This is a genomic window from Micromonospora sp. LOL_023 (assembly GCF_048060115.1).
In the GTDB taxonomy this organism is placed as follows: Bacteria; Actinomycetota; Actinomycetes; order Mycobacteriales; family Micromonosporaceae; genus Micromonospora_E.
On record NZ_JBHMIM010000028.1, the window covers coordinates 23,671 to 49,684 of the forward strand.

Consider the following 26,014-nt stretch of genomic DNA (forward strand, 5'->3'; position numbering starts at 1 on the left):
CACGGCATCACTGGTGCAGATGACAGGCGGACCAGCCGCCACCCGGGATCGGCACCGGCTTCGGGGTCACCTCGGCGCAGATCTGCATGACGGACGGGCAGCGGGTGCGGAACCGGCAGCCCGACGGTGGGTCGATCGGGCTGGGAATCTCGCCGGTCGGCGTGGTGCGGCCGGCGAGGCCGTGGCTGGCCGGCGTCAACATCGACGCCAGCAGCGTCTTGGTGTACGGGTGCGCGGGCTCGGCGTACACCCGGCTGGCCGGTCCGCTCTCCACCACCCGCCCCAGGTACATCACCGCGAGTTCGTGGCTGAGGTGATGCACCAGGGCGAGGTCATGGGCGATGAAGAGGAAGGCGATCCCCTCGGACTCCTGAATGTCCTGGATGAGGTTTACGATCTGCGATCGGGTGGAGACGTCCAGGGCGCTCACCGGCTCGTCACAGACGATGAGTTGCGGTTCCAGCGCCAACGCCCGGGCGAACGAGATCCGCTGGCGCTGGCCGCCGGAGAGCGAGCGCGGCGACCGGCGGGCCAGCGACGGGTCCAGCCCGACCCGTTCCAGCAGTCGTCCGATCCGGGAGCGACGCTCGGCCGGGGTGAGCCGGGAGTGCACCACCAGCGGCTCGGCGATGCTCTGGCCGACCGTCATCGACGGATCCAGCGAGGCGTACGGGTCCTGGAAGACCATCTGCATGCCGATGCGGTGGGACCGTAGCTGACCGCGGCTCATCGCGGCGAGGTCCCGGCCGAGGAACGTGACCTCCCCGCTGGTGGGTTCGATCAGCCGTAGAGCGAGTCGGCCGACGGTCGACTTGCCCGAGCCGCTCTCGCCGACCAGCCCGAGGGTGCGGCCGCGCCGTACCGTCAGATCGACCCCGTCGACGGCGTGCACCACGACCCGGCGCAGTCCCAGCACGCCACGGCGGACCGGAAACTGCTTGCCGAGGTCGCGGATTCGCAGCACCGTGCCGGCGTCGGTGAGGGGACCGTCCAGTTCGGCGTCGCCGGGTCCCGCGCTGACAGGTTCGGCGTCGCGGCCCGCGTCGGCCGGATCGGCCGGCGGGCCGGGATCCGGCACCGCGCCGGTGCCGGGCAGGCCGAGCTCGGCGTGTCGGCCGCAGCGGGTGCCCCGGGCACCGTCGGCCAGCACGGTCCACGGTGGGTCCTGGCGTTCCCACTGCGGGAGCACGTGCCGGCACCGGTTGGCGAACCGACAGCCGGCGGCGGGGAAGCTGCCCGGTCGTGGCACCTGGCCGGGGATCACCGGCAGCCGCCGCGACTTCGCCGCGACGTCGGCGCTCGACGCGATGAGCGCGCTGGTGTACGGATGCCGGGGCGCGGCGAAGACGTCACCGACCGGTCCGGATTCGACGACCTGTCCGGCGTACATGACGCTGAGCTGCTGCGCCATGGTGGAAATGACGCCGAGATCGTGCGAGATCAGCAGCAACGCCATGCCGAGCGCGTCGCGCAGCTCGCCGAGCAACTGGAGGATCTGCAACTGCACCGTGACGTCCAGCGCGGTGGTGGGCTCGTCGGCGATCAGCAGCTCCGGCTCACCGGCGATTGCCATCGCGATCAGCGCCCGCTGGGCCATCCCGCCGGACATCTCGTGCGGATAGCTGGCCGCCCGTTGCCGGGGATCCGGGATCCGGACCAGGTCCAGCAGTTCCACCGCGCGCTCGTTGGCCTGTCTTCGGGTCATCGGGGTGTGCCGGCGCAGGCTCTCGACGATCTGGTTGCCGACCGTGAACGCCGGGTTGAGACTGCTCAGCGCCTCCTGGAAGACCATGCCGATCCGGCTGCCCCGGAACCGGGTCAGCTCGGCGGAGGAGCGGCCGGTCAGTTCCTCACCGGCGAACCGGATCGAGCCGCCGGTGACCCGGGCACCCTGGGGTAACAGTCCGGCCAGCGCCAGGCAGGTGATGCTCTTGCCGGACCCGCTCTCGCCGACCAACCCGAGGGTCTGACCGGCGGCGACGGTCAGGTCCACCTGCTCCACCAGGTGGACCGGGTTGCGGCCGGAACCGACGCTCACGGTCAGCCCGCTGACCTCCAGCAGCGGGCGGGTCGTCGTGGTGGCGGTCATCAGCGACCTGCTTTCTGCTGCTGGTGCCCGCCGGACAGGGCCTGGCTGAGTCCGTCGCCGAGCACCTGGAAGGCAACGACAGTAAGGGTGATGGTCAGGCCGGGGATGAAGATCAACCAGGGTGCGATGGCGACCGACGAGAACGCTCGCTGCAGCAGGTTGCCCCAGCTCGCCTCCGGCGGTTGGATGCTCAGCCCGAGATAGCTCATGGCGCCTTCGGCGACGATCGCCACGGCCATGGTGATGAAGATCTGGACGACCAGCGGGCCGGCGATGTTGGGCAGGACGTGGCGTAGCACCGACCGCAGGTGCGACACGCCGATCGAGCGGGCCGCCTCGAGGTAGGTCTCCTCGCGTACGGCCAGCGCCTGGATGCGGCTCAACCGGGCGAAGATCGGCACGAAGATGACCGCGAGGGCGAACATGGCGTTGCGCAGCCCGGGGCCGAGCACGCCGACGATGGACATCGCCAGCAGCAGGCCGGGGACGCTGAGGACGGCGTCGACCAGCGTCATCACCAGCCGGTCCACCCACCCGCCGAAGTAGCCGGCGGTCACGCCGAGCAGCACCCCGCCGAGCAGGCCCAGCCCGACCGCCTGCAGGCAGGCCAGCAGGGAGGCGCGGGAGGCGTGGAGCAGCCGGCTGAGCATGTCCCGACCGAGGTCGTCGGTGCCCAGCCAGTGCCGTGCGGAGGGTGGTTCGAGGATCGCCCGGAAGTCGGTGGCGTACGGGTCGTACGGGCTGACCAGCGGGGCGGCGACCGCCAGCAGGCAGAGCAGCGCCAGGTAGCCGAGGGCGACCAGGGTCACCGGTTGACGGATGATCCGGGCGGCCAGGGTGTCCCCGCGGACCCGGCGGTCCAGGCCGGCTGTTTCCAGCCCGCCACCGGGGATCCGGTCGGCGGCGACCGACGGGGCGCTGTGCGGAGCGACTGGTCGGCTCATGAGATCCGCACCTTGGGGTTGAGGAGGCCGTACGCGATGTCGACGAGCAGGTTCGCGGTCAGCACCACCCCGGCGGACACCAGCACCACGGCCTGGACGACCGGGAAGTCCCGGTTGAGGATCGCGTCGATGGCGAACTTGCCGAGCCCCGGCATGCCGAAGATCGACTCGACGATCACCGCGCCGGACAGCAGATGGCCGAGACGGATTCCGAGCACGGTGATCGCCGGTGCCGCGGCGTTCTTCAGCGCGTGTTTGCCGATGACGGTCCGGGCCGGCAGGCCTTTCGACCAGGCGGTGCGGATGTAGGGCTGGTCGTACGCGGTGAGGAATCCGCTGCGCAGCTGCCGGGCCAGCTCAGCGGCGGTGAACACACCGAGGGTGATCGACGGCATGACCAGGTTCTGGGCCCACGGTAGGACTCCCTCGCTCAGCGGGGTGTAGCCGGTGGCCGGCAGCCAACGCAGTTGCACCGCGAAGACGGCGATCAGCATGGTCGCCAGCCAGAAGTTCGGTACGGCCAGGCCGATGGCGCTGCCGAGCAGGCCGAACCGGTCGACGGCGCGTCCGGCGTAGACCCCTTGCAGGAGCCCGGTCGGTACGCCGATCAGCAGGACGACGACGAGGGTGCCCAGGGCGATGCTCGCGGTCAGCGGCGCGCGGCGCAGGATCTCGTCGCCGATCGCCCGGCCGGTGACCACCGAGTCGCCCAGGTCGCCCTGTGCGATGCCGCCGAGCCAGTGGGCGTAGCGGACCAGGAAGGGGTCGTCGAGGCGTAGCTGCTGGCGCAGGGCGGCCAGTTGTTCCGGGGTGGCGTGCTCACCGGCGATCGCCGTCGCCTGGTCGCCGGGTAGCAGCGCGACCAGGGAGAAGGCGCCGAGGGAAACGATCAGCAGCAGCGGGATCGCCGACAGGAGTCGCCGGAGGATGAGTGAGGCCATCTGTGCGCAGTCCTTTGGCCGCCGGAACGCTGTGTCGACCAGCGTCTGACTGTCCGGGCAACGTACCTAACGAGCGCTTGTTCGTCAACGGTCGGCCGTCGGTGCCGGCCGGTCACCAGGGCACGGGCACCACGGCACCACACCACACACGCCGCGCCGTGGGATCCGGGTGCGGATCCCACGGCGCCGACGGTGGTTCGTCCCCGGCGGTGCCCGGCCGGGGTCCGGTGTCAGGCCACCGGCACCCTGCCCTCGGTGACGTACAGCCCGTCGAACGTCATGTTCGACCTGGTGGAACCGCGTTGCACCCCGCCGACGTACGCGCCCATCGCGGTGTGCCCGGCGACGAAGAACAGCGGCACCCCTGCGCCGGCCTCCGCAGCGGCCAGGGCGGCGGCCTGGCGGAGCAGGTCGGCCCGTTCGTCCGGGTCGACGGCGGCATCGGCCCGGACGACCAGGTCCCGAAGCCCCGGGACCGTCTCGCCGGACGGGTTGTACCGACCGTCTTCGAAGAACCGTTCCCGGAACCGGTTGGACGGTGACCGGGCCGGCGCCATCGCCAGCGGCGCGGCGGCGATCTGCGGCGGTGAGTCGGCTGTGCCATAGAGGCGGGCGAGCATCTGCGCCGGGTCGATCAGCTGTAGGTCCATGGTGAAGCCGGCCTGCTGCAACTGCGCCTGCACCAGCTCACCCATCCGTACGTACGCGGTGAAGGTGCCGCCGATCTCGGCGGTGAACGTCACGCCGTCCGGATAGCCGGCTTCGGCGAGCAGTTCCCGGGCCCGCTCCGGATCGTACAGATAGGCGTCGGCCAGCTCCGCCGAGTAGGCGACCGAGCCTTCGGGGAACCACTGAGTGGCTGCCTCGGACCGTCCATCGGTCAACGCCGCGGCGATCGCCTCACGATCGAGGGCGTGGCGCAGCGCCTGGCGGACCCGTACGTCGTCGAACGGCTCCATGGCCTGGTTGATCAGTAGTGCGCGGATCTCGTTGGTCGACGACGACATCACCCGCAGCCGGTCGTCGGCGCAGGCCGCGCCGACCTTGTCGTCCTCGATGTACTGCACGTCGAGATCCCCGGCCTGCAGCGCGCCGAGGCTGGCGTCGGTCGAGGTTTCGATGAAGTCGATCCCGCCGAGCAGTCGTTCCTCGGCGTTCCAGTAGCCGTCCCAGGCCCGGACGTTGACCCGTTCGCGCGAGTACCAGGCACCCTCGACGGCGTACGGTCCGGCTCCGACCGGTGCGTCGCTGAACGCGGTGGAGGAGCCGGCGGCGCGGACCGCGTCGGGCGAGGCCATCAGCCCGGGACGGTCGGAGAGGATGATCGGGAAGGCGGCTGGGTTCGGCGGATCCAGGTCGAACCGTACGGTGTGTTCGTCGACGACCTCGACGGCTTGGACGTTGGCGAGTTCGGCCTTGATGTTCGACTCGTCGTCGTTCATCGCCCGGTCGATGTTGAAGCGCACTGCCTCGGCATCGAACGGGGTGCCGTCGGAGAAGACGACGTCCTCGCGGAGGGTGAACTCCATGACGCCGTCGTCGACGACCGCCCACTCGGTGGCCAGGCCGGGTACGGGTTGGTCGTTGGCGTCGAGTTTGACCAGCGGGTCGAAGATCGTCTGCAGCACGGTGATCTCGTTCGCCTCGATCATCCGGATCGGGTCGAGCGAGCTGGCCGGCACGCTGCCGTACCTGAGGATGGCGGTCGGGTCGTGGGCCACCGAGCCGAACGTCGCCGCTGGCGCACAGCCGCTCGCGTCGACGTCGGTGTTGGGATCGGAGTCGGGGTCCGGATCGGAACTGTTGCTACAAGCGGCGAGTGGCAGCAGGGACAAGGCCAGCAGCGGCGCGAGGGTGCGATGTACGTGTCTCACTTCGTGGTCCCACCTTCGGTAGGCGGCAGATGCTCTACCGGCGGTGCGGCACGGCGCGACGCCGGCGAGAGTAGCGAGGAAGCTACCAACAAAGCGCTTGCTTCGTCAACGGCGTGTTGCGGCAATGTTGCGGCCAGCGGCCAGCGGCGGTACGGCGGTCGCCGCCGCCCCGAGCTGACCGGCCGGTCAGCCGCTGCCGAGTTCGGCCGTGATCAGGCCGGCGGCGGTGAGCAGTTCGGCCGCCACCTCGGGAATCCGGGTGTTCGGGCAACGGGCGGTCGGCATGCCGGCGGCCAGGGCGCCGCGCACCCGACCGGCCGTGTCGCGCAGGCAGACCCCGATCCCGGTGATGCCCCGCTCGCTCTCCTCGCGGTTCACCGCGTACCCGAGTCGACGTGCGGTGGCCAGCTGGCGACGTAGGGCGGCGAGATCCTCCACCGCCGGCCCGTACGCCGCGGGCAGCCCGCGTGGATAGAGGATCTCCAACTCCGCCGGCGAGAGCTGGGCGAGCAGGACCTTGCCGCCCGAGGTGCAGTGCGCCGACATCGACATCCCGGCCCGGGAACCGACCCGCAGGCCGTGGGTCGCCTCCACGCCGTCGAGGAACCGGACCGCGGTGCCCTGCAGCACCGCCAGGTGCACAGTCTCCTGCAGCGCGCCGCTGAGCCGCTCCAGATGCGGGCGCACCACGCTGCGCAGATCCGGGCCCGGTCGCCCGGCGACCAGGCCCAGCTCGGCGAAGACCGGCCCGGGCAGGTACGCGCGTCGACCGTCCTGCACGGCGAAGCCGTGGTGCTTCAGCATGCCGAGCAACCGGTGCGCCGTCGACGGTGCCACCCCGAGGTGGCGGGCGGCCTCGGCCACCCCCAGCCGGGACCGCTCGCGCAGCAGCAGGATCAGGCGTAGGGCGTTGTCGACGGACTCGATCGGGTACGGCACGGCGTTCTGCACGAGAGAATTATGACCACGCAATCATTCCGTCGTAAAGAAGGTTCCTAGCCTGGCCGCATGGTTGACGTGGACTCCAAGGGCGGTGCCGAGATGGTCCAGGACCACGCTCTGCAGCAGCTCTACACCGACTTCGACGCCGCCGGACTCAAGCCGCTCTGGACCGTACGGGCCGGGTTGATGCCGGTCGCCCCGACGCCCCGCGCCGTGCCGCACGTCTGGCCGTGGGCCCGGCTGCTGCCCCTCGCCGCCCGCGCCGGCGACCTGGTCCCGGTCGGCCGGGGCGGGGAACGCCGGGCCATCGCGTTGGCCAACCCCGGCCTGCCCGGCGACCCGTTCGCCACCGCGACGCTGTGGGCAGCGGTGCAGTACCTCGGTCCCCGGGAGGTCGCGCCCGCCCACCGGCACAGCCAGAACGCGTTCCGCTTCGTACTCGAAGGAGAGGGCGTCTGGACCGTGGTCGACGGTGACCCCGTCGCCATGCGCCGCGGTGACCTGCTGCTCACCCCGGGCTGGGCCTGGCACGAGCACCACAACACCGCCGACGCCCCGATGGTCTGGCTGGACGGGCTCGACATTCCGTTGAACGCCCAACTCGACGCGGGCTTCTTCGAGTTCGGCCCGGACGAGCTCACCGACACCTCGACCCCGGCGGTCTCCCGGGGCGAGCGGCTCTGGGCGCACCCGGGGCTACGACCGTTGGCGATCGACCGGGACACCGTCAACTCGCCGCTGCCCGCGTACCGGTGGGCACACACCGACGCGGCGCTCGCCGCCCAGCTGGAACTCGCCGGCGAAGGGCATCCGTGTCTGGTCGAACCCGGCCACGCCGCGGTGCGCTTCGTCAATCCGACCACCGGCCGCGACGCCCTGGCGACGTTGCGGCTGGAGATGCACCGGCTGAGCGCCGGAACCCGCACCGCCCTGCGGCGGGAGGTCGGCTCATCGGTCTGGCAGGTCTTCAGCGGGCACGCCACCGTCGTGCTCGGTGACGGGGAACGGGAACTCGGCGTCGGCGATCTGTTCGCCGTGCCGTCATGGTGCCCGGTCGGCGTCCGGACCGACGCCGGCGTGGACCTGTTCCGGTTCAGCGATGCGCCCAGTTACGAGGCGCTGCACCTGGCGCGACACGAGCAGGAGGATCCGGCATGAGGCTGGCGACCATCCGCACCGCGACCGGGACCACCGCGGTGCGGCTCGACACCGAGGCGGCCGTCGAGCTCGGGGCGGCCGACGTCGGGGAACTGCTGACCGATCCGGGGTGGGCCGACCGGGCCGCCACGGCCGACGGTGCCCGACACCCGCTCGACGGTCTCGACCACGCGCCGCTGATCACCCGACCCGAGAAGATCGTCTGTGTCGGGCTCAACTACCGGCGGCACATCCTGGAGATGGGGCGGGAGCTTCCCGAGTATCCGACGATCTTCGCCAAGTACCCACCGGCGCTGATCGGCGCCGGCGACCCGGTCATCCTGCCGGCCGCCTCGACCGCCATGGACTGGGAGGTCGAACTGGCCGTCGTCATCGGCACCCCGGTCCGGCACGCCACCGAGGCCCGGGCGGCCGCCGCCATCGCCGGCTACACGGTGCTCAACGACGTCACCGCCCGGGACTGGCAGTACCGCACCCCGCAGTGGCTGGCCGGCAAGACGTTCGAGTCCACCACGCCGTTGGGCCCCTGCCTGGTCACCCCGGACGAGTTGGACCTCGACGCCGGGCTCGCCGTCGAGTGCCTGGTCAACGGCGAGGTCGTGCAGCGCTCGGACAGCACCGAGCTGGTCTTCGGCCCGGCGCGGCTGGTGTCGTACCTGTCGACCATCTTCACGCTGCGGCCCGGCGACGTGATCGCCACCGGCACGCCCGGCGGGGTCGGCCACGCCCGCAAACCACCTCGCTACCTCGCCGACCGCGACCTGCTGGTCACCCGGATCGGGGGAATCGGGGAATGCCGCAACACCTGTCGGTCGGAGCGGCCATGACCGTTGAGAGACCCGACGCCGTCGCCGGCTGGCTGACGACCGGCGAACGACGGTGCCGGGAACTCGTCGCCGGGTTGTCGGACGCGGCAGCGGCGGCACCGAGCCGACTGCCCGGCTGGACGCGCGCCCACCTCGTCACCCATCTGGCTCGCAACGCCGACGCCCTGGTGAACCTGCTGACCTGGGCGCGAACCGGGGTCCCCACCCCGATGTACGCCGACGCCGATCAGCGGGCCGCTGACATCGACGCCGGAGCCGGGCGTGGCGCTGCCGGACTGCGGGCGGACCTGGCGGCGGCGACCCGGCGGCTGGAGAGCGCGATCGAGGCGATGCCGGGCGACGCCTGGTCGGCGCCCGTGCGGACCGGCCAGGGCCGTGAGGTGCCTGCGAGCCAGGTGTGCTGGCTGCGGGTACGCGAGGTCTGGGTGCACGCTGCCGATCTCGACCTCGGCGGCAGTCTCGCCGACCTGCCCGATCCGCTGACCGACGCGCTGCTGGACGAGGTGACGGCGACCATCACCGGCCGCCACCCCGACCTGGCGGTGCGGTTGCGGGCCGTCGACCGGGCCCGCCAATGGCAGCTCGGTGGGACGGGTGGGACCGGGATCGGCCGACCGGTGGAGTTGTCCGGGCCCGGCTGGAGCCTGCTCGGCTGGCTGATCGGGCGAGAGCCGGCGGACCGTCTGACGGTGCGTCCGGCCGGGGTCGTACCCCCGGAACCGCCGCCGTGGATCTGACCCGGCCGCTCGTGGGAACCCTGCTGAGCAGGCACGATGACATGATCGATTTCTGGTGGACGTCCGGTTGCGGCCGGCCACCGACGATAGGAGGGAGGCACCGGTGGACGGCAACGTGATCGAGTCCGACGTACTCGTCATCGGTGGGGGAATCGCGGGATGCGTGGCGGCGGTGCGCGCCGCGGAGGCAGGCGCCTCGGTGGTGCTGGTCGACAAGACCCGGTCGGTGCGCCGATCCGGCGACGCCGGCCGTGGCCTGGCCTTCCTCACCACCTACCTGGACCTCGGCGAGGACTGGGACACCCCGGAAGTCTTCGCCAAGTGGTACTGCGACATCGCCCTCGGCCTGGTCGACATGGACGTGGCCGGGCCGTTGGGCATCGAACCGCTGCCGGCGGTCTGCCGGTTCCTCGAGGAGTCGGGCGTGCCACTGCGCAACGCCGACGGCGGCTACGACCGGGTCGGCCGGATGTGGACGCCAGGGCCGATCGTGCTCAAGTTCGACGGCGCCGACATCAAGCCCAGATTGGCCGAACGGGCCGCCGCCACCGACCGGGTACGGATCATCGGTGGCGTGCACGCCACCAGCGTGCAGCTCGACGACACCGGCCGCGCGGTCGGCGCGACCGGCTTCGACATCCGGTCCTGTGAGTTCCTCACCTTCCGGGCCGGGGCGGTGATCGTCGCCACCGGCAACGCGGAACGGGTCATCTTCAACTCCCCCCGCCGCGACGCGTTCCACACGTACCACCGGCCGTACCACGCCACCACCGGATTCGCGCTCGCCGCACGCGCCGGAGCGGTGGCCGCCAACATCGAGTTCCTCGGGACCTTTCTCTTCCCCCGTGGCTTCGCCACCGGTGCGATGGGCAACCTGCTGGAGGCCGGCGGCCGACTGGTCAACGGAAACGGCCAGCTCATCGCCGACCTGCCCGACATCGAGGGGGAGCGTCGCTTCGGCTTCGGCATCGTCGGCAAGGCCGCTGGCGAGGTGCTCGCCGGCCGTGGACCGGTCTACATCGACTGCACCCATCTGCCGCCCGCCGAGATCGCCGCGATCAGCGACTACATTTCCTACGACGCCCCGCTGTTCCTGGAGTTCCTGGAGCAGTCCGGCATCGATCTGGCCCGCCATCCGGTCGAGTTCGAGCTGTTCAACGGCGCATGGTCGGCCACCGGGTCACCCAAGGGAGTGGTGGTCGGTGCCGACGGGCAGACCCGGGTGCCCGGGCTGTTCGCCGCCGGCGACCTGGCCACCCCGGCGTACGCCTTGGCCGGGTCGCTGGCCACCGGCTACGTCATCGGCCGCACCGCCGCCGAGTTCGCCCGCTCCGCCGGGGCACCGACCCTCGACCCGGCGGCGGTCGCCGCCGAGCGGCGGCGGACCCTGGCTCCGCTCAATCGCACCAGTGGAATCGGCTGGCGCGAGTACGAACATCAACTGCAGGACCTGATGACCAAGTACGTGGGGATGGACCGCAACCGGATCGGGTTGCGGCAGGCCGCCGAGTACCTGCGCGGGTACGCGGTGGCGGCCGACACTGTCCGGGCGGACGGTGGGCATGAGCTGATGCGCGCACACGAAGCGTTCGACCTGCGGTTGTTCGACGAGATGATGACCGCCGTCGCCCTGGAACGGGACGAGAGCCGGTTCAGCTTCCTGATGGGGCACTACCGCACCGACCGACCGGCACCCGACGACCAGCGGTGGCTCGGCGTGTCGATCCTCGCCGGACACGACGGTGACCGGCCGGTGCTGGAGCACACCGTGCCGACGCCGGCCTGGCGTACGGCGCAGTTGGCGAACCGGTCGGTCGTGGAACTGGTCGGTGAACGGGGAGCGCGGCTCGCCGGGAAGGTGGGATAGAGATGGCACCACGGATCAACGAGAACCTCTGCAACCTCTGTGGGATCTGCCAGGACGTCTGTCCCGGCGACATCCTGCACATCGATCGCGGGGTGACGGAGATCGTCCGCTACCCGGACGAGTGCAGCTACTGCGACGTCTGCCGGGTCGAGTGCCCGGCCGGAGCCATCGACATCGACTTCACCTGGAGCATGCGGCAGCAGCCAATCTCCATCCTGCCGGGCCGGCCCGAGTCATGATCGAGGCGAACTACACCCTGGAGATCGACGTCGACGTCGACGAGGTGTGGTCGTTCGTCGAGGTGATCCCGAACTGGGCCCACCTGCTGGTCGGCTTCCGCAAACTCGACGTCGTCGACGACCGGCGGTCGGTCTGGACGCTCCGCGGCGACGTGGGGATCCTTGCCCGCGAGGTCGAGCTGCAGGCGGACATCACGGTGTGGGAGCCGGGCCGCCGGGCGGAGTTCACCATCACCGGTCTGACCGAGCGGATCACCGGGCAGGGCAGTTTCGAGCTCGAATCCGCCGAGCCGGTGTCCCCGCCGCCCACCGGCACCGCAGCCGCGGAGACGGCGGAACCGGCCCCGTCGGCGTCCGGCCGGACCGAGGCGGCCGAACCGCGCGGCGACCGGGCCCGACCCGGCCTGCTGCGCCGGATCAGGTTCGCCGTGGCCGGACGCCTGCTGCGCTGGCTGAACCGCCGCCGCACGACCGGTCCGCAGCCGACCGGTCCGCAGCCGACCGGTCCGCAGCCGACCGGTCCGGCCGCGGTCGACCATCCGCCGACCGGGTCGGCACCCGGCCGCTCCCGGCTGCGTTTCCACCTGGAGCTCACCCCGGGCGGACCGATGGCACCCATGATCGAGCTGTTGATGGGACCGATGGTCGAGCCGACCGCCGAGGACTTCCTACGCAACATCCGCCAGGCCCTCGAGGGCCGGCGGACCAGCGCCTGACGAAGGGGAGGGACGAGCCATGCACGAGTTGCCACGGCGTACCGACGTGGTGGTGGCCGGCACCGGCGCCGCCGGGTTGACCGCGGCGTTGGCCGCCGCCGCGTCCGGTCTGCGGGTCACGATCCTGGAGAAGGCACCGGTGATCGGCGGCACCACCGTGGTCTCCGGCGGCTCCATCTGGGCGCCGGCGAACCGCTGGCTGGCTGAGGCGGGCGTGCCGGACAGCCGCGACGACGCGGTGACCTATCTGCGTCGGCTGGCCCTGGGCAGGGTTGCCGACCAGCTGATCGAGACGTTCGTCGACCAGGTAAACCCGATGTTGGATCTGGTGGTCGAGCACACCGGCCTGCGCTTCACCCCGAATCTGGAGCACCCCGACTATCAGCCGGACCTGCCCGGTGCGCACCCGGGCGGTCGGACCCTGCAGAGCGAGCTGTTCGACGCGACACTCCTCGGTGAGCTGCGCGGCAGACTCCGACCCACGCACAGCACGGTCCCGGTCACCAAGCTCGAACTGGACCAGTGGGGGATGGACACCCTGGACCGGTGGGACTGGGCGCTGATCGCCGAACGGACCGCCAAGGGCGTGGTCGGCATGGGCGCGGCTCTGGTCGGCGAGCTGCTGTACGGCTGCCTGCGGCTCGGCGCGACGGTGCACACCCAGACACGGGCGGTCCGGCTGCACCGTACCGGTGGCCGGGTCGACGGCGTCACCGTGACGACGCCGGACGGGGAGGTGGAGATCGCCGCAGCACGTGGGGTGGTGCTCGCCTCCGGCGGATTCGAGTGGGATCCGGCGATGGTCGGGCGGTTCCTCGGCGTACCGATGGACGCTCCGGCCAGCCCGCCGGCGAACGCCGGTGACGGTCTGCGGATGGTGATGGAGGTCGGCGCGGCGCTCGGCAACATGAGTGAGGCCTGGTGGGGGCCGATGGTGTACGCGGCCGGTGACACCTACGACGGCGAGCCGCTGTTCCGCCCCACCTCCGGGCTGCGGGCGTTGCCCGGCGGGATCATCGTCAACCGACACGGCCGGCGGTTCTCGAACGAGGCGATGAACTACAACGACCTGGGCAAGGCGATGGCGGCGTTCGACCCGATCCGCTACGAGTACGGCAACCTGCCGTGCTGGCTGGTGTTCGACGACCGGTTCCGCTCGTCGTACTCGGTGGCGACCGCCACCCCCGATGCACCCACCCCCGGCTGGATGGCGACCGCGCCGAGCCTCGCGGAACTGGCCGCCGAGGTCGGCATCGATCCGGCCGGGTTGGCCGATCAGGTCGCCGAGTTCAACCGGCATGCCGAACAGGGCCAGGATCCGCAGTTCGGACGCGGAGCGACGGCGTACGACCGGTACCGGGGCGACCCGACCGTGACGCCGCACCGCAACCTTCGTCCGCTCGGGGCGGGTCCCTACTACGCGGTGCGGCTGCATCTGGGATGCCTGGGCACCAAGGGCGGCCCGGTCTGCGACGAGCACGGCCAGGTGCGCGATGTCGCCGGCGACCTGATCGCCGGCCTGTACGCCTGCGGGAACGTGGCGGCCAGTCCGTTCGGGCCGGGCTATCCGGGCGCCGGGGCGACGCTGGCCGCCGGTATGACCTACGGATTCCTCAGCGGCCGGTCACTTGCCGCCGGATGAGTGGCCCGGTCAGCCCGCCGCGACGGGCGCGGGCTCGGTCGTATCCGACCGGTCGGTCGCGGCGGCCCGCCGGTCGGCCAGCCCATCGAGGAAGATCACGGTGCACTGGTCGGCGAGCCGACTGGTGGGGTACTCGGGGGTGGGGTGGAACCAGCGTACGGAGAGCCACACCGCGTCGCGGATGAAGCGGTAGAAGACCCGGGTGTCGATGTCGGCGCGGAACGCCCCGCTGTCGACGCCGGCCTCGATCACGCCGAGCCAGGCGCTCTGTACTTCCCGGGCGACGTCCTTGAGGTAGTGGAACCGGGCCAGCCCGCGCAGGTAGTTGACATCGTTCTGGTAGATCTCCGTGGCGTGCGGATGCGCCGCCGCGGTATCCAACGAGGCGTGCACCAGGTTGCGCAGCCGGGTGGCCGGGTCACTGTCCCCGGTGAGCACCTCGGCGTACCGGCGGCGCAGGTCCTCGAGGTAGGGGCCGAGGATCGCCTCGACGATCGCTTCCTTGGAGTCGAAGTGGTGGTACAGGCTGCCGGAGAGGATGCCGACCTCGTCGGCGATCTGGCGCACCGTGGTGGCGGCCACCCCGCGACTGGCGAAGGAGGCCGCGGCGGCGCCGATGATCTGCTGTCGTCGATCCAGCGACTCTGCCACGGTGCCTCTTTCGGGTCTGCGGTGCGACTGGGCGGCACCAGCATAACAGAGCAGCAATCAAGCGCTTGGTGCGACCTTGATCGGCGTCCGTCGGTGGAGGTGGTCGGTTGGTCGGGGTTGCGCCGCAGGTGGTCCAGGTGGCCCTCGGGTAACAATGTCCAAGCGAGCGCTTGATTGGCGGCCGGGACGCAGCTAGTTTACATGCAGTTCACACAGCATCGGGCTTCACGGCTACCAGGAGAAGCAGATGGCAACTGGTCGGAAGTACAAGTGGAACGGGGCGGCCGCCCGCGTCGCGGTGGCCGGACTGCTGCTCGCCTCCGTCGCCGCGTGCGGCGACGACGGTGAGACCAGCGAGACCGGTGGCACGATCACCATGGCCACCTGGTCCGCGACCCAGTCCCTCGACCCGGTCCAAGTGGCCGGCACCGGAAACTCCGGCGGCGCGGAACTGGCCGCCCTCTACGACACGATCATGCGGTTCGACCCGGACGGCGGCACCTTCGAGCCGAACACCGCCGAGTCGCTGGTCCCCAACGACGACTTCACCCAGTGGACGCTCACCCTGCGTTCCGGGATCACCTTCAGCGACGGGGCGCCGTACGACTCGGCGGCGGTCGTGGCCAATCTGCAGCGGCACACCGAAGCCCGGTCCAACGCCAGCTCACTGGTCGCACCGATCACCGACTACGCCACCCCCGACGACCGTACGGTCGTCTTCACCCTCGCCTTCCCATGGAACAACTTCCCGTTCGCCCTCGCCGGCACGCCCGGCATGGTGGTCAACCCGGCCGCGGTGGCCGAACAGGGCGACGCGTTCGGCACCAACCCGGTGGGCGGCGGCGCGGGACCGTTCATCCTTGACGAGTTCCGGGCCGACGAGTCGTTGACACTGACCCGCAACCCCGACTACTGGGGCGGCGAGGTGCCGCTCGACGGGGTGCGCTTCATCCACGCCGGCGACGGACCGCAGACCTACGAGGCGTTCCGGGCCGGCAGCGTCGACCTGGCCTTCCTGCGCGACGCCGGGGCGATCGCGGATGCCGAGGCGGACGGAGCCGACGGCATCCGGGTGCAGTACTCCGCCAACGACACCATGATCATGAACAACGGCTTTCCGATCACCTGCCAGGAGGGGGAACCGGCGCCGCGCTGCGACGGCCAGCCCGATGGCACCCAGTTGGAATCCACCGCGCCGACCGCGGACAAGCGGGTCCGCCTGGCGGTCGCCGCCGCCATCGACCTGGAGACGCTCAAACAACGGGTGTACGGCGGCGCCGGCAGCATGTCCAGCGCGCTGATCTCCGAAGGATCCCGCTGGTACGACGGCGTCGAAGGGCCTGCGTACGACATCGACCGGGCCCGGGAACTGGTCGAGCAGGTCAAGGCCGACGGCTGGGACGGACGGATCCGGGTCAGCTGCCACACCGGGCTGCCGACCTGGGGAACCGCGGTACAGGGCATGCTGGAGGCGGCCGGGATGCAGGTCGAGCTCACCGACCAGCAGGAGATCGCGGCCAACACCTCGGCGGTCATCGTACGCAAGGACTTCGACCTGGCCTGCTTCGGCTCGTCGATCTCCGACGCCGAGCCGTTCTTCGCCCTCAACCGCGACTTCAACTCCACCTACGTCACCACCGGTGGCGGCAACTTCTCCGGTTACGTCAACCCGACCGTCGACGAGGCGATCGCCGCCGGCCGGGCCGCCGGCAGCGAGGCCGAGGTGAAGGCCGCGATCACCACCATCGCCCAGGCCTACGCCGAGGACGCGCCGTTCCTCGCGGTGACCGCCCAGCCGGAGGTGGTGCTCATCTCCGACGAGGTCGGCGACGTCTTGCAGAGCGTCAACACCGTGATGCTACTCGGCAAGGCGACCCGCGGATGACCGGACGACCCGCGACCGACGCCGCTGACCCGTCGGCGCGGGTCACCGGGCGGGGTGGTGCCGGCGCGACCGGCACCACCCCGGCTACCCCGGTGGCCCTGATCACCGCCGCCGCCCACGGCATCGGGGCGGCCACCGCCAGGTCCTTCGCCGAGGCCGGCTACCGGCTGGTGCTGGCCGACGTCGACGCCGAGGGTCTGGCCGGCACCGCCGCCGAGATCGGCGGACCGACGACCACGGTGATCGCCGACGCGACCACCGAAGCGGGTGCCGCCGCCGCGGTCGCCGCGGCGATGACCGGGTACGCACGGCTGGACACGTTGATCAACGTGGTGGGCGGCAGCCGGCCCGGCCGAACCGTGCTCGACCTCGAGTTGGCCGAGTGGGACAGCTGGTTGTCGCTCAACCTGACCTCGGTGTTCCTGATGTGCCGCGCCGCGTTGCCGCGACTGGCTGCCGTCGGCGGTTCGATCGTGAACGTCTCCTCCGGCGCCGGCCTGCGCGGCATGCGGGCCAACCCGGCCTACTGCGCCGCCAAGGCGGGCGTCATCGGCCTGACCCGGGCGCTCGCCATCGACCACGGTGCCGCCGGGGTCCGGGTCAACTGCGTCGCGCCCGGTCCGATCCGTACCCCGTTGATGGAGCGCAACCGTAGCGCCGCCGAGATCGACGCGATGGGCCGGATCGCCGTACTGGGCCGCATCGGCGAGCCCTCCGAGATCGCCGCGGCGATCCGCTGGCTCGCCAGTGACGCCGCGTCGTACCTGACCGGCCAGACCATCGAGGTCGACGGCGGTCCGGCCCCGCTGGTCTGACCCGGGCGACGAGAGAGGAACGCTGATGCTGCGGACCGTGGCCATCAAACTGGCTCTGCTCGTCCCGGTGCTGTTCCTGGTGAGCGTGGGGACGTTCGTCCTGCTCCAACTGGGGCCCGGTGACCCCGCCGCTCAGGTGCTCGGCAACACCGGCACGCCCGCCGACTACCAGCGGATCCGCGCCGAGATGGGCTTGGACCAGCCGCCGGTGCAGCGCTACTTCGAGTGGCTCGGCGGGGTGCTGCGCGGCGACCTCGGACAGAACCTGGTGCCACCGGTCGAGAACGTCTCGGACCGGCTGCTGCGGGCGTTCCCGGTGAACCTGCAACTCGCCGCGATGGCGATCTTCCTGGCCCTGCTGATCGCGATCCCACTGGCGATGTGGTCGGCGTACCGGGCCGGTGGACCGGTCGACCGGTGGATCTCGGCCGGCACCATCGGCGTCATCTCGGTCCCACCGTTTCTGGTCGGTCTGCTCCTGCTGCTGATGTTCGCCATCTACCTCGGCTGGTTCCCGCTCGGGCAGTGGGCCCGCCCGTCCGACTCGGGCTGGGGGCAGAATCTGTGGCACGCCTTCCTGCCCGCGCTGACCCTGGCGCTGGCCGAAGCGCCGGTCTTCGCCCGGCTGCTGCGCGGCGATCTGGTGGCCACCCTGCAGGAGGACTTCATCCTCGCCGCCCGAGCCAAGGGTATGCCCGGCTGGCACATCATGCTCCGTGAGGCGCTGCGCCCATCGTCGTTCTCGTTGATCACCCTGGCCGGGGTCAGCGCCGGCCGGCTGCTGGGCGGCACCATCATCGTCGAAGCGGTCTTCGCGCTGCCCGGCGTGGGTAGCGTGATCATCAAGGCGGCGCAGGGCAACGACTTCAAGCTCGTGCAGGGCGGCGTGCTGCTGATCGCGGTGATCTACCTGTTGCTCAATCTCGCGGTCGACGTGCTGTACGGCTACCTGGACCCACGGATCCGGAGGCGGCATGCCTGATCTCAGCCCACCTGTTGCCGCGCCGGCCGCCGATCGGTCACCCCGGTCCACCCGGCGTCGTCGCGTGGATGTCGCCTTCTGGCTCAGCGTCTGCTGGCTGATCGGGCTCACCGCCTGCGCGCTGCTCGCCGATCTGCTGCCGCTGGGCAACCCCGATGACACCACCGCGACCATCGGGGTCGCCGGCTACGCCCGCCCGGACCTGTTCTCGGCCAACCCGCTGGGTACCAACGGCTTCGGCCTCGACCTGCTGGCCCGTTCCATCTACGGAGCGCGGGTGAGCCTGCTGACCGTGGGCTGCACCGTCGTGGTCAGCCTGCTGATCGGTGGCCTGATCGGCATGGTCGCCGGCTACTTCCGGGGCTGGGTCGACGTGGTGATCGGGGTCTTCGCCGACGCCACGCTCGTGATCCCCGCGCTCGTCCTACTGATCGCCTTCGCGGCAGTCCTCGGCCCGCCCCGGACCGTCCCGGAGGCGGTGCTCAAGAGTGGACTGGCGCTCGCCGTGGTCGGTATCCCGACGATGATCCGGCTGGCCCGGGCCAACACGCTGCTCTTCGCGCAACGGGAGTTCGTCACCGCTGGCCGGGCGATGGGCGCCACCCACGCCCGGATCCTGGTCCGCGAACTGTTGCCCAACGTGGCGCTGCCGCTGGTCTCGTACGCCTTCATCGTCGCCGCGGTGCTGATCGTCGCGGAGGGATCGTTGGCCTTCCTCGGCCTGGGCCTGCAACAGCCCGCTCCGTCCTGGGGAAACATGATCGCCGAAGGTGGACTGCGGGAGCTACGCCGGCACCCGCACGTGCCGCTGATCCCCGGCGTCTTCATGTTCCTCACCGTCTTCAGTCTCAACATCGTCGGCGAGCGGGCCCGGGCCCGGTGGGACCCCCGGGACTCCCAGGTCTGACCGTCCGGACCGGGTCGGCGGGAGCTGAGCCGGCCGGCAAGTAGTAGAAGGAGGTCCGCCATGAGAACGGACGAGTCGGTGTTCCGGTTGGACGGCCGGATCGCTGCGGTGACCGGTGCCGGCAGCGGGATCGGCCGGGCGGTCGCGCAGACCCTGGCCGGTGTCGGGGCAAGCGTCGTCGTCGCCGACATCGATGTTGATCGTGGAGCTGAGACGGTTGCCGCCATCACCGATGCCGGCGGGCAGGCCATCTTCCAGCGTACCGACGTCAGCCGTCGGCCGGACCTGGACGCGTTGGTGACCGCGGCAGTGGACCGGTACGGCGGGTTGGACATCCACTGCAACATCGCTGGCGTGCCGTCGTTGGTGCGGGACCTGACCGAGGTCACCGGGGCGGACCTCGACGCGGAGTTCGCGATCAGCGTCAAAGGCGTGTTGTACGGCTGCCAGGCGGCCGCCGAGGTGATGGCCCGCCGGGGCGCCGGCGCGATCGTGAACATCTCCTCGACCGCCGCCGATCTGCCCGCCGCCGGCTACGGCCTCTACCACCTCGGCAAACTGGCCGTCGTCGGGATGACCCGGACGCTCGCCCTGGAGCTCGGTCCGAAGGGGATCCGAGTCAACGCGATCGCCCCCGGTGCGACTTTGACCAACTTCAGCGCCCGCAACTTCACCAACCCGGACGGCAGCGTCGACGAGGAGCGCAAACGGCAGTGGCTGGCCGGCATGGCCGCCCGGTCACCGATGAACGTCGTCGGTGATCCGCAGGATCAGGCGCTGCTGGTGCTCTATCTGGTGTCCGACGCGGCCCGATTCGTCACCGGACAGCTGATCCGGGCCAACGGCGGATGGTCGATGGGGTGACGGCCCGACCCGACCTCGCCGCCCGTACCGCCGGAATGCGTCCGTCGAAGCTGCGGGAACTGGTCGCCGCGGCGGCCGGGTCGCCGCCGGCCGGCGGGCTGATGTCGCTGGGCGGCGGCTTGCCGCCGGCCGAGGCGTTCCCGGTGGTGGCGGTGGCGGCGGCGGCCGGCCGGGTGCTGACCACCGCCGCCTCCGCCGCGCTGCAGTACTCACCCACCGAGGGAGATCCGGCGCTGCTCGATCTGGTCGGCGCGGATCTTGCCGGCCGGCTGCGGCTGCCCGATCCGGCCGGCCGGTTGCTGGTCACCACCGGGTCGCAGCAGGCGCTCGACCTGATCGGCAAGGTGCTGCTGGACCCCGGTGACGTCGCGGTCGTCGAGTCCCCCGCCTACGTCGGGGCCTTACGGGCGCTGGCGGCGTACCAGCCACGGATCGTCGAGGTGCCGGTCGACGACGACGGGATGGACACCGACCGGCTCGCCCAGCAGCTGCGCGCTGGCTTGCGGCCCAAATTGTGCTACCTGGTCGCGAACTTCTCCAACCCGAGCGGCCGAACCCTCGCTCTCGGACGGCGTACCCAGCTGGTGGCCCTGGCTGCCCGGTACGGCTTCCTGATCGTCGAGGACGATCCGTACGGTCAGCTGCGGTTCACCGGATCCGACCTGCCGCCGATCGCGTCGTCCGGCGCCGAGCACGTGGTCTATCTCGGCAGCTTCTCGAAGCTGGTCGCCCCCGGCCTGCGGATCGGCTACCTGGCGGCGCCGCACTGGCTGTACCGGCGGCTGGTGGTGGCGAAGCAGGCGACCGACCTGAACTCGGCGGCGTTCAGCCAGCGGTTGCTCGTGGAGTTGCTGACCACGCCGGACTGGTTCGCCGGTCATCTGGCCGGCCTGCGCGTGCTCTACCGGCAGCGGGCGCAGGCACTCATTGGCGCGTTGCGCGGCCGGTTGGCCGGCCGGTTGGCCGGCGTGCCGCCGGAGGGCGGGATGTTCCTCTGGGTCACCGTGCAGGCCCCTGGGATCGATGCGTTGACGCTCGCCCGGGCGGCGATGCGCCGGGGGGTCTCGGTCGTGCCCGGTGACGAGTTCTCACTGGTCGACGCCTTCCCTCGGCAGCTGCGGTTGTCGTTCAGCATGCTGGATCCGGCGGGTCTGGTGACCGCGGTGGACCGGATCGGGCAGGCTTTCGACGACCTGGGAGCGCCCGGGTGAGTCCGGCGGCCGCAGCGTGGCCGGACCCGCCCGGACGCATCCGGGGAGAAGCCGACAGGTCAGCTCGCGGGCTGCGGTTGCGCTGTGGTGGTGAAGCGCGGCACCGGCCAGGTGGTCGGCGTGCTGGTGCTCCACAGCACCTGATGGACGCGCTCGCTGATCCGCCAGCCATCGTCGGTGCGGACCAGCCGGTCCGCGTAGTGCAGCCCCCGGTGTACCACCTCGTGGCCGTCGTCGACCGGCCGAACCAGGTGGGCAACCGTGTACGAGCTGGCGGTGGCGCGGTCGCCAGCCACCTCGACGGTGACCGAGCCGACCACGTGCTGACTGGCGGCGAGTCTGGCCAGCGGCGCCATGTGGGCGACGATGTGCCGTACTCCGCGTGGCAACCGCTTGCCGGAGTACTCCGCCTGGGCGTCGTCGGTGAAGCAGTCGCCGACGGCGTCGAACTCACGCCGGTCGCAACACTGCGCGTACCGGCTCATCAACTCGACGATGGCCGCGCGGTCATCGGCGTACTCGGGCACGGTGAACCCCTTTCGATTCCGGCGGCGCACGCGCCGCCGGTCATGGACGGAAATCGAGGTCAAGATCATGCAGACCGCTGACCGGCTGGCTGTCGCGGACGTGGTGAACCGGTACTTCATGGCGATCGACCGCCGGGACTGGGCCAGGTTGCGCAGCTGCTTCACCGACGACGTGGAGGGCAGCTACGAAGGCGTACGGGTGGCAGGCGGCGTCGACCAGATCATGGCGTTCTTCACCGGCCGCTCGTCGTTCCGCTTCCCGCTGGAGATCGTCGATCTGCGCGCGTCGATGCACTTCATGGGCAACCACCACGCCGAGGTGACCGGAGACCGGGCGGTCGCCGAGACGTACGCCCTGGCGCACCTGATCGACCGGCCCGCGGGCGCACCCCGGATGCGGACCCGGGGTCTGCGCTATCTCGACGAGTTGGTCCGGGTCGACGGCCGTTGGCTGATCAGCCGACGGGAGCACCTGCTGGAGTGGATGCGCCACGATGACCTGCTGGAGGCTCCGGCGGCCGCTGGCTGACCCTGGCGTCACGACCGTGGCCGGTGGGCGGCTCGTTCACCGGCCGGCCGGTCGTCGGGGAAGTGGCAGGCGACGTACTGGTCCGGGCCGACCTCGCGCAGCGTCGGTTCGGTGCGTGCGCAGACCTCGGCGGCCCGGGGGCAGCGGGTGCGGAACCGGCATCCGCTGGGAGGGTCGACCGCCGACGGCAGTTCACCGCTGGACCGCCCCGGTGCCGTCGACCTGTCATCGAACTCCGGGATCGAGCGCAGCAGCAGCGCGGTGTACGGGTGGGCAGGTCGGGCGAAAAGCGTGTCCGGTGTCGCGACCTCGCATACCTTTCCCAGGTACATCACCATGATCCGGTCGCTGACCCGTTTCACCACCGCGAGGTCGTGGGCGACGAACAGCAGGGTCAGACCGTACCGGTGCTTCATCTCCTCCAGCAGGTTGAGAATCTGGGCTTGGACCGAGACGTCGAGGGCGCTGACCGGTTCGTCGCAGAGCACCACGGCCGGTTCCAGGATCAGCGCCCGGGCGATACAGACCCGCTGGCACTGCCCGCCGGACAGCTCGTGCGGGAGACGATCGCCGACCAGCCGGGGGTCCAGGCCGACGGCGTCGAGTACCTCGTCGACCCGGGTCCGACCCTGCGCCCGGCGATCGCGGCGCCAGATCCGCAGCCCTTCGCTGACGATGTCCCGGACGGTGCGGCGAGGATTGAGCGACGAGATCGGATCCTGAAAGATCATCTGCAGCCGGGTACGGGTGCGGCGCAGCCGCTCGCCGCTCAGCGACGTCAGTTCGGTGCCGTCGAAGCGGACCGATCCGCTGGTCGGCGGCGGCAGTTGCAGGATCGCTCGGCCGGTGGTCGACTTACCGCAGCCCGACTCGCCGACCAGGCCGACGGTCTCCCGGAACCGGGCGTCCAGGCTGATGCCGGAGACCGCCTGCATCGTGCGTCCCCGCCCGGCGGGGAATTCCACGGTCAGGTCCTCGACCCGCAGCACCACGTCGTCATCGTCTCGCAGGTGGGCCTTGCCGGTGCCGGCCATCAGCTCACCGCCCGATCGAGTACGGACCGGTCGATGTCTCGGCCGGCGGTGACCGCCCGCAGGTCCAGCCCGGTCCCGGTCCGCCCCTCGGCGAGGTTGTCGGCGAGTGCCCTGTCGCCGGCGGCGGTGCCGATCGGATAGAAGCAGGCGTACCGGTGCGGGTGGTCGGGGGTCGCGTCGGCCGCCGGTTCAGGCGCACCGCCGACGTGGTCGCCGGTCTGCGGGCTGTCGGTGACCAGCGGGGGATCGGTGAGCTGGCATTGCGGCCGGGCATGCCGGCAGCGCGGTGCGAAGCGGCACCCGGCAGGCGGCTCGACCAGGTCGGGAGCGGTGCCGGGGATCACCTCCAGTGGGGTGTGGCTGGGTTCGTCGATGCGTGGTGTCGACCGGAGCAGCGCAGCGGTGTACGGGTGTCTGGTGTGCCGGAACAGGTCGGCGGTCGGACCGATCTCGGCCATCCGGCCGGCGTACATCACCAGGGTTCGATCGGTCCGGCCGGCGACGACCGCCAGATCGTGACTGATCAGGATCATCGCCATCCGGAGCTCGGTGCGCAGTCGGGCGAGCAGGTCGAGAATCTCCTTCTGCACCGTGACGTCGAGCGCGGTGGTCGGCTCGTCGGCGATCAGCAGTTTGGGGGAGCAGGACAGGGCGATGCCGATCATGACGCGTTGCCGCATCCCGCCGGAGAGTTCGTGGGGGTACTGCCTCAGTCGGCGACCGGGCTCGTCGATGCCGACCTCGGCGAGTAGTTCGGCGGCCCGGGTGTCGGCCGCCCGCCGGCCAAGTCCGAGGTGGTGGCGCATCGGATCGGTGAGTTGTCGCCCGATGGTGCGCACCGGGTTGAGTGAGGTCATCGGGTCCTGGAAGACCATCGCCACCTCGGCTCCCCAGAAGTGGCGGGCGGCGGCGCCCCGGCGGTCCCGTACGTCGGCACCCTCGAACAGGATCCGGCTTTGCGGTGATATCTCCGCCTGCCGAGGCAGGATGTTCATGATGGTGCGGACCAGTACCGACTTTCCCGACCCGGACTCACCGACCACGCCGAGCGCCTCGCTCGGGGCGAGAGTGAAGGAGACCCGGTCGACCGCGCGCAGTGCGCCACGCGGTGTCGGGAAGCTCGTGGCGAGGTCATCCACGGCGAGCAGCGGAGCCGGTTCATCGGATTGCACGTTGCCAGCCTAACAAGCGCTTGGTACTTTGGGCGAGCCCTCGTTACCTGCCTGAAACGTGGAGATCCGATGACTGACGACGAACTCGACGAACTGATCGCAGTGGTGGAGCTGCCCGAACGGGAGCCCGGCACGATCGAGGAGCGGGTCGCCCTCGCCGAGGACCACCGGCGCATCACCGACCTGGTGATGCTCTATGGCTGGCTGTGCGACCGCCGCCGCTGGGACGATCTGCTCGCCTACTACACCGACGACTTCGAACGCCAACTCCGTGGCACCCTGAACGAGACGGTGAAGGGCAAGGACAAACTTCGTGAACTGTACTTCCACCCGGTCCTGCCGCGCTCCGGCGACGCCGACGGCCCACCGTCGGCCGACGTGATCAGGACCTACGAACTGCGTCACCTCATCCACCCTCCGGTGATCAGGGTCGCCGCCGACGGCGCCACCGCCTCGGTCGCCGCCGTGTACAGCCTGGTCGCGACCAGCGGCGACGGCCCGCAGTTCCGTCGTGGCGAGCACGAGGGCGCGTACCTGTTCGGTATGCGGCGGGAGCCCGGCGTCGGCTGGCGCTTCGCCACCATGGTCGTGATCAGCGAAAACGCCCGCAACCCCCTGTTCCAGAAAGGCTGACCGGATGGCCGTGAGGTTCACCGGAAAGGTTGCCCTGGTCACCGGGGCCGGCCGGGGCATCGGCCGGGCGACCGCGCTGCGGCTCGCCGCCGAGGAAGCAACAGTGATCATCAACGACATCAACCCGGACGGCATCGCCGAGACCCTGGCCGCGGCCGCCGAGCTGCCGGGTCGAGCGGTCGCCGGCCAGGCCGACATCACCTCGGCCGACCAGGTGGCCAGCCTGGTAGCCGAGGTGGCCGACCGGCATGGTCCGATCGACATCCTGGTCAACAACGCCGGGGGAGCCCTGCCCGGCGCCCAGTGGGCGCCGGTCGCCGACGCGACCCTCGACGACTGGACCGGATTCCTCACCCTCAACCTCACCTCGGCGTTTCTCTGTGCCCGGGCCGTGCTGCCGGGCATGCTGGCCGCCGGTCGCGGCCATGTCGTCGGCGTCGGTTCGATCTCCGGCACCAACGGTCAGGTCGACGGGGCCGCGTACGCCGCGGCCAAGGCCGGGATGAGCGCCCTGGTCGCCTCGATCGCCAAGGAGTACGCGGCGCGCGGTGTCTCGTCGAACGGGATCATCGTGGGCAACGCGCCGTTTCCCAGCCGACCCCCGCAGCGCCAGGACCATCTGGACCGCGCGGTCCACCTGGGCAGGGTCGGGGGATACCACGAGTTCGCCGCCGCCATCGCCTTCCTCTGCGCGGAAGACTCCTCGTACCTGTCCGGGGCGATGATCCCGGTCGATGGTGGATTCCACCGATCCAACCTGTTGTGAGAAGGCGTACCGTCACCGAGCGACGGCTCAGCGACATCAACCGATTGGTCCAAGAGGGACGC

General features: G+C 70.9%; 25 protein-coding genes. 16 read left to right on the forward strand and 9 right to left on the reverse strand.

All coding sequences use genetic code 11. The features are described 5' to 3' along the window. Positions 1-7 precede the first annotated feature (7 nt). The 5 genes from ACFHVL_RS16680 to ACFHVL_RS16700 form a co-directional block, all read right to left on the reverse strand. Positions 8-2,089: a dipeptide ABC transporter ATP-binding protein gene (locus tag ACFHVL_RS16680; RefSeq protein WP_416628889.1), complete on the reverse strand. Its 2,082-nt coding sequence runs from the start codon at positions 2,087-2,089 to the stop codon at positions 8-10. Further along, a complete protein-coding gene (locus ACFHVL_RS16685) occupies positions 2,089-3,033 on the reverse strand; it encodes an ABC transporter permease (protein WP_416628890.1) in 945 nt (314 codons plus the stop codon). Before ACFHVL_RS16685 ends, ACFHVL_RS16680 begins: the two co-directional genes overlap by 1 nt. Further along, positions 3,030-3,974, reverse strand: a complete 945-nt coding sequence (locus ACFHVL_RS16690) for an ABC transporter permease (protein ID WP_416628892.1) — start codon at positions 3,972-3,974, stop codon at positions 3,030-3,032. Before ACFHVL_RS16690 ends, ACFHVL_RS16685 begins: the two co-directional genes overlap by 4 nt. 230 nt (positions 3,975-4,204) lie before the next feature. Continuing rightward, complete coding sequence (locus tag ACFHVL_RS16695) at positions 4,205-5,848, reverse strand: ABC transporter substrate-binding protein (RefSeq protein WP_416628893.1); 1,644 nt, start codon at positions 5,846-5,848, stop codon at positions 4,205-4,207. A 186-nt stretch (positions 5,849-6,034) separates the two neighbouring features. Further along, the gene (locus ACFHVL_RS16700; protein WP_416628895.1) at positions 6,035-6,799 is read right to left on the reverse strand and encodes an IclR family transcriptional regulator; all 765 of its coding nucleotides are present in this window, start codon (positions 6,797-6,799) and stop codon (positions 6,035-6,037) included. A gap of 57 nt (positions 6,800-6,856) precedes the next feature. Here ACFHVL_RS16700 and ACFHVL_RS16705 point away from each other — a divergent pair, with 57 nt between their 5' ends. The 7 genes from ACFHVL_RS16705 to ACFHVL_RS16735 all read left to right on the forward strand — a co-directional run bounded on the left by ACFHVL_RS16705 (position 6,857) and on the right by ACFHVL_RS16735 (position 13,976). Further along, the gene (locus ACFHVL_RS16705) at positions 6,857-7,948 is read left to right on the forward strand and encodes a cupin domain-containing protein (RefSeq protein ID WP_416628897.1); all 1,092 of its coding nucleotides are present in this window, start codon (positions 6,857-6,859) and stop codon (positions 7,946-7,948) included. Further along, positions 7,945-8,775: a fumarylacetoacetate hydrolase family protein gene (locus ACFHVL_RS16710; RefSeq protein ID WP_416628899.1), complete on the forward strand. Its 831-nt coding sequence runs from the start codon at positions 7,945-7,947 to the stop codon at positions 8,773-8,775. The genes ACFHVL_RS16705 and ACFHVL_RS16710 overlap by 4 nt, the downstream gene beginning before the upstream one ends. Continuing rightward, entirely contained in the window at positions 8,772-9,512 is a 741-nt protein-coding gene (locus ACFHVL_RS16715; protein ID WP_416628901.1) for a maleylpyruvate isomerase family mycothiol-dependent enzyme, read from the forward strand. Before ACFHVL_RS16710 ends, ACFHVL_RS16715 begins: the two co-directional genes overlap by 4 nt. Positions 9,513-9,615: 103 nt before the next feature. Then, the gene (locus ACFHVL_RS16720; protein WP_416628903.1) at positions 9,616-11,379 is read left to right on the forward strand and encodes an FAD-dependent oxidoreductase; all 1,764 of its coding nucleotides are present in this window, start codon (positions 9,616-9,618) and stop codon (positions 11,377-11,379) included. A 2-nt stretch (positions 11,380-11,381) separates the two neighbouring features. Then, on the forward strand, positions 11,382-11,618 hold the full coding sequence (locus ACFHVL_RS16725; protein WP_326553205.1) for a 4Fe-4S dicluster domain-containing protein: 237 nt from the start codon (positions 11,382-11,384) through the stop codon (positions 11,616-11,618). Continuing rightward, positions 11,615-12,334 carry a hypothetical protein gene (locus tag ACFHVL_RS16730; protein WP_416628905.1) on the forward strand — a complete coding sequence of 240 codons (720 nt, stop codon included), beginning with the start codon at positions 11,615-11,617 and terminating at the stop codon, positions 12,332-12,334. The genes ACFHVL_RS16725 and ACFHVL_RS16730 overlap by 4 nt, the downstream gene beginning before the upstream one ends. 19 nt (positions 12,335-12,353) lie before the next feature. After that, positions 12,354-13,976, forward strand: a complete 1,623-nt coding sequence (locus tag ACFHVL_RS16735) for an FAD-dependent oxidoreductase (protein WP_416628907.1) — start codon at positions 12,354-12,356, stop codon at positions 13,974-13,976. Between the two features lie 9 nt (positions 13,977-13,985). Here the strand turns inward: ACFHVL_RS16735 and ACFHVL_RS16740 are convergent, their stop codons facing one another. After that, positions 13,986-14,627 (reverse strand): TetR/AcrR family transcriptional regulator, encoded by a 642-nt coding sequence (locus tag ACFHVL_RS16740; protein WP_416628909.1) that lies wholly within the window; start codon positions 14,625-14,627, stop codon positions 13,986-13,988. 247 nt (positions 14,628-14,874) lie between these two features. Between ACFHVL_RS16740 and ACFHVL_RS16745 the strand changes: the two genes are divergently transcribed. From ACFHVL_RS16745 to ACFHVL_RS16770, 6 genes are read left to right on the forward strand one after another with little or no spacing between them, the layout of a single operon-like run. Next, the gene (locus ACFHVL_RS16745) at positions 14,875-16,512 is read left to right on the forward strand and encodes an ABC transporter substrate-binding protein (protein ID WP_416628911.1); all 1,638 of its coding nucleotides are present in this window, start codon (positions 14,875-14,877) and stop codon (positions 16,510-16,512) included. Beyond that, positions 16,509-17,327 carry an SDR family NAD(P)-dependent oxidoreductase gene (locus ACFHVL_RS16750; protein ID WP_416628912.1) on the forward strand — a complete coding sequence of 273 codons (819 nt, stop codon included), beginning with the start codon at positions 16,509-16,511 and terminating at the stop codon, positions 17,325-17,327. The genes ACFHVL_RS16745 and ACFHVL_RS16750 overlap by 4 nt, the downstream gene beginning before the upstream one ends. Before the next feature lie 25 nt (positions 17,328-17,352). Next, complete coding sequence (locus ACFHVL_RS16755; RefSeq protein WP_416628914.1) at positions 17,353-18,309, forward strand: ABC transporter permease; 957 nt, start codon at positions 17,353-17,355, stop codon at positions 18,307-18,309. Further along, complete coding sequence (locus ACFHVL_RS16760; RefSeq protein ID WP_416628915.1) at positions 18,302-19,216, forward strand: ABC transporter permease; 915 nt, start codon at positions 18,302-18,304, stop codon at positions 19,214-19,216. The genes ACFHVL_RS16755 and ACFHVL_RS16760 overlap by 8 nt, the downstream gene beginning before the upstream one ends. Before the next feature lie 60 nt (positions 19,217-19,276). Next, on the forward strand, positions 19,277-20,080 hold the full coding sequence (locus tag ACFHVL_RS16765; protein WP_416628916.1) for an SDR family NAD(P)-dependent oxidoreductase: 804 nt from the start codon (positions 19,277-19,279) through the stop codon (positions 20,078-20,080). Then, positions 20,077-21,291, forward strand: a complete 1,215-nt coding sequence (locus ACFHVL_RS16770; RefSeq protein WP_416628918.1) for a PLP-dependent aminotransferase family protein — start codon at positions 20,077-20,079, stop codon at positions 21,289-21,291. The genes ACFHVL_RS16765 and ACFHVL_RS16770 overlap by 4 nt, the downstream gene beginning before the upstream one ends. Positions 21,292-21,350: 59 nt before the next feature. On the opposite strand, the gene ACFHVL_RS16775 is transcribed toward ACFHVL_RS16770, so the two are convergent. After that, positions 21,351-21,818, reverse strand: a complete 468-nt coding sequence (locus ACFHVL_RS16775) for a nuclear transport factor 2 family protein (RefSeq protein WP_416628919.1) — start codon at positions 21,816-21,818, stop codon at positions 21,351-21,353. A gap of 67 nt (positions 21,819-21,885) precedes the next feature. Between ACFHVL_RS16775 and ACFHVL_RS16780 the strand changes: the two genes are divergently transcribed. After that, positions 21,886-22,347: a nuclear transport factor 2 family protein gene (locus tag ACFHVL_RS16780; RefSeq protein WP_416628920.1), complete on the forward strand. Its 462-nt coding sequence runs from the start codon at positions 21,886-21,888 to the stop codon at positions 22,345-22,347. 8 nt (positions 22,348-22,355) lie between these two features. Here the strand turns inward: ACFHVL_RS16780 and ACFHVL_RS16785 are convergent, their stop codons facing one another. Both ACFHVL_RS16785 and ACFHVL_RS16790 read right to left on the reverse strand, forming a co-directional pair. Further along, positions 22,356-23,381 carry an ABC transporter ATP-binding protein gene (locus ACFHVL_RS16785; RefSeq protein ID WP_416628921.1) on the reverse strand — a complete coding sequence of 342 codons (1,026 nt, stop codon included), beginning with the start codon at positions 23,379-23,381 and terminating at the stop codon, positions 22,356-22,358. Next, complete coding sequence (locus tag ACFHVL_RS16790) at positions 23,381-24,553, reverse strand: ABC transporter ATP-binding protein (RefSeq protein WP_416628923.1); 1,173 nt, start codon at positions 24,551-24,553, stop codon at positions 23,381-23,383. The genes ACFHVL_RS16785 and ACFHVL_RS16790 overlap by 1 nt, the downstream gene beginning before the upstream one ends. 69 nt (positions 24,554-24,622) lie before the next feature. Between ACFHVL_RS16790 and ACFHVL_RS16795 the strand changes: the two genes are divergently transcribed. Both ACFHVL_RS16795 and ACFHVL_RS16800 read left to right on the forward strand, forming a co-directional pair. Next, a complete protein-coding gene (locus ACFHVL_RS16795) occupies positions 24,623-25,186 on the forward strand; it encodes a nuclear transport factor 2 family protein (RefSeq protein ID WP_416628925.1) in 564 nt (187 codons plus the stop codon). Positions 25,187-25,190: 4 nt separating this feature from the next. After that, a complete protein-coding gene (locus tag ACFHVL_RS16800; RefSeq protein WP_416628926.1) occupies positions 25,191-25,952 on the forward strand; it encodes an SDR family NAD(P)-dependent oxidoreductase in 762 nt (253 codons plus the stop codon). Positions 25,953-26,014 lie beyond the last annotated feature (62 nt).